Origin of the sequence: Falsiroseomonas oryziterrae (genome assembly GCF_021864505.1) — a bacterium.
GTDB lineage: Bacteria > Pseudomonadota > Alphaproteobacteria > Acetobacterales > Acetobacteraceae > Falsiroseomonas > Falsiroseomonas oryziterrae.
This window is the reverse complement of the sequence record NZ_JAKJIB010000461.1, coordinates 1-2433: the sequence shown is the minus strand read 5'-3', so window position 1 is coordinate 2433 and position 2433 is coordinate 1. Positions and strand designations below refer to the sequence as shown.

General features: G+C 73.8%; 3 protein-coding genes. 2 read left to right on the top strand and 1 reads right to left on the bottom strand.

Going from position 1 to position 2433, the window contains the following annotated elements; translation table 11 throughout:
* Both L2I40_RS21895 and L2I40_RS21890 read left to right on the top strand, forming a co-directional pair.
* Window positions 1-271: hypothetical protein (locus L2I40_RS21895; protein WP_237217385.1), on the top strand; the 271-nt coding region annotated here is incomplete at its 5' end.
* Window positions 272-365: 94 nt separating this feature from the next.
* Window positions 366-1634, top strand: coding sequence for a M20 family metallo-hydrolase (locus tag L2I40_RS21890; protein WP_237217383.1), 1269 nt, complete (start codon window positions 366-368; stop codon window positions 1632-1634).
* 113 nt (window positions 1635-1747) lie between these two features.
* Here L2I40_RS21890 and L2I40_RS21885 read toward each other — a convergent pair whose 3' ends face one another.
* Window positions 1748-2338, bottom strand: a complete 591-nt coding sequence (locus L2I40_RS21885; protein WP_237217381.1) for an exopolysaccharide biosynthesis protein — start codon at window positions 2336-2338, stop codon at window positions 1748-1750.
* Window positions 2339-2433 lie beyond the last annotated feature (95 nt).

Below are 2433 nucleotides of genomic sequence, written 5' to 3'. Positions count from 1 at the left end.
GGCGCAGATGGCGCTGGCGCTCCCGCTGCCGGGCGCGGCGCCGCCCGGCCCTGCGCCGCGTCCCGGCCAGCGGCAGGCCCAGCCGGCCCCCGCACAGCAGGACCCCTTCGCCCAGGCGCGGCAGGCCTTCGCAGCCTTCATCCGGCGCCCGGGTACGCTGGAGATCACGCTCCGCCCGACCAAGCCTGTTGCCTTCTCGGACCTCGCGGCGGTGCGGGACGACCCCGCGCTGGCCGCGCGCGTGCTGGGGCTGAGCGTCGTAGCGCGCTGACCGGCGCGGCCGCGCTGCCGCATCGCGGCCCGACGGCGGGTTGATTCGCGCGCCATACGCGGCGAAAGAGGCGCCTCGAACCCGGGAGAGTGCGATGGACGGCAGCGTGGCGCCGAATGCCGTGGCGGCGGTGAGCCAGGAGCGGCAGTGGGACCGCCTGATGCAGATGGCGAAGATCGGCGCCATCCCGGGCGACGGCGTGAACCGCGCCTGCCTCACCGACCTCGACCGCCAGGCGCGGCGGCTGCTGATCTCCTGGGCGGAGAAGCTGGGCCTGGCCGTGTCCGTGGACGCGCTCGGCAACCTCTTCCTGCGGCATGAGGGCACGGACCCGACGCTCGCCCCGGTGCTGACCGGCAGCCACATGGACACCCAGCCGAATGGCGGCCGCTTCGACGGCATCTGGGGCGTCATCGCCGGGCTCGAGGCGGTGCAGGCGCTGCGCGAGGCGGGCGTGCGGACGAAGCGCCCGATCGAGGTGGTCGCCTGGACCAACGAGGAAGGTGGCCGCTTCGCGCCGGGCTGCATGGGCAGCATGGCCTATGCCGGCTTCAAGCCGCGCGACACCTGGGACGGCGTCGCCGACAACGAGGGCCTGACCTTCGGCGAGGAGTTGAAGAAGCTGCTCGCCTCGGAGGCCGACATTGCGCGCCGGCCGCTCGGCGTGGTCGAGGGCGCAGCGCCCTTCGCCTATGTCGAGGCCCATATCGAGCAGGGCCCGCGGCTCGAGGCCGAGGGGCTCGACATCGGCGTGGTCGAGGGGATCCAGGGCAGCCGCTGGTTCATCGTCGAGATCACCGGCAAGACCGACCATGCCGGCACGACGCCGCTGAAGCTGCGCAAGGACGCGGTGCAGGACATGCTGCGCGCGATCGCCGCGCTGAACGAACTGATGCACGACCCGGACGACGTGCTGCGCTTCACCGTCGGCCGGATCGAGGTGAACCCGAACACCTCCAACTCGGTCGCCGACCGGGTGCGCTTCACCATCGACTTCCGCCACCCCGACAAGGCCGTGCTGACCGAGCGCGGGGACGCGATCGAGCGGGTGATCAAGGGCGCGCTGAAGACCGGCGAGGCGACGGTGACGGAGCGCTTCCACGCGCTGCCCGCGACCTTCGACCCGATGGTGCCGGCCGCGGTGGAGACGGCGGCGAAGGCGCAGGGCCTCAAGACGCTGCGCATGCCCTCCGGCGCCTTCCACGACGCGCAGTTCATGGTGCCGCTCTGCCCGACGGGCATGATCTTCGTGCCCTGCCGAGCGGGGGTGAGCCACCACCCGAGCGAGTACAGCGAGCCGCACCAGCTGGCCGCCGGCGCACGCGTGCTGACGGCGGTGCTGGCGGATCTGGCGAACCGCTGACGGTCCGGCTGCGGCGTGATCCACCCCGGTGGATGACGCCGCAGTTCCTGCCGCGCCGCGCCGGCCGGTCCGGCTCGCGGACCGAGTTCCGGCGGATGCGCCGCAAAGGGCGGTCAGAAGGCGGGCAGGAGGCCCGCCAGCGCCTGCATGATCTCGGCGCCGGCGAAGACCAGCGCGGACGTCCAGGCGAGCGTCGCGGCCGCGAAGGCGTAGCCCACCAGCACGAAGAGTCCGTCGCCGCGCAGCAGGCCGAGCCCGACCGCCGCGATGGCGAGGCTCGGCAGCTGGTTGCCGAAAGGCAGCGGCAGGATCAGCACGATGCCGCAGACGACGAGGACGAGGCCGGTCAGCGGCCGCGGCGCGCCATGCGTGCCGACCGCCTGCGGCAGCCGGCGACGCAGCCGCAGGCCGAGGCGACGGAGGATCCGGAACAGCCGCCCGATCCCGGACGCCACCTGGTCGCGCCGAAGGCTGAAACGACGCGCCCAGCAAGGCAGCCAGGGCCGGTCATGCCCAAGGGCGATCTGGGCGCCGATCGCGGCTGCCGCGACGCCGGCCGGGATACCGGTGGGCAGCGGCACGGGCAGGAAGGCAGGCACGGCGAGCAGCAGCAGCAGCGCCCCGGCGCCTGCCATGCCGAAGCGATCGGCCAGCGCGCCGAGCGCGACCGACCGATCCGCCACGGCGACGGAGCGAGTCATCATGTCGGCCGGGTCGGCTGCGCGCGTCAGGCCGGTTTCGGTCCGCGTCCGCGCTCCATCGCGAGCAGGCCCGCGACGAGCAGCGCCGCCCCGTCGAG

Excerpts from the sequence above, each read along its gene's own strand:
- L2I40_RS21890 (WP_237217383.1), top strand. The coding sequence starts at position 366 with ATGGACGGCAGCGTGGCGCCGAATGCCGTGGCGGCGGTGAGCCAGGAG.
- L2I40_RS21885 (WP_237217381.1), bottom strand. The coding sequence starts at position 2,338 with ATGATGACTCGCTCCGTCGCCGTGGCGGATCGGTCGGTCGCGCTCGGC.